The organism is Erwinia persicina, from assembly GCF_014838825.1.
Taxonomy (GTDB): domain Bacteria; phylum Pseudomonadota; class Gammaproteobacteria; order Enterobacterales; family Enterobacteriaceae; genus Erwinia; species Erwinia persicina_A.
The window spans coordinates 1-255 of record NZ_JACYMO010000060.1 but is presented as its reverse complement, the minus strand read 5'-3'; the positions used below and the strand labels follow the sequence as shown (position 1 = coordinate 255).

The 255-nt window shown below is 57.3% G+C and carries 1 tRNA gene and 1 rRNA gene; both read right to left on the bottom strand.

Annotation, left to right across the window (positions count from 1 at the left end):
* Nucleotide 1: 1 nt before the first annotated feature.
* Nucleotides 2-78, bottom strand: a tRNA-Asp gene (locus tag IFU29_RS22330).
* Between the two features lie 100 nt (nt 79-178).
* Nucleotides 179-255, bottom strand: a 5S ribosomal RNA gene (gene rrf, locus IFU29_RS22920); the annotation flags it as partial.

Sequence of the window (255 nt, the reverse complement as noted above, 5' to 3'; positions counted from 1 at the left end):
GTGGCGGAACGGACGGGGCTCGAACCCGCGACCCCCTGCGTGACAGGCAGGTATTCTAACCAACTGAACTACCGCTCCACCGATTCTGTACTGACTTCAGACTGCGTCTGACTTCAGGTATTTCGCCCTTACCTTGTCAGGGGTAAGGTCACGACCCGGTTACGGGTCTTAAATTGATGCCTGGCAGTTCCCTACTCTCGCATGGGGAGACCCCACACTACCATCGGCGCTACGGCGTTTCACTTCTGAGTTCGG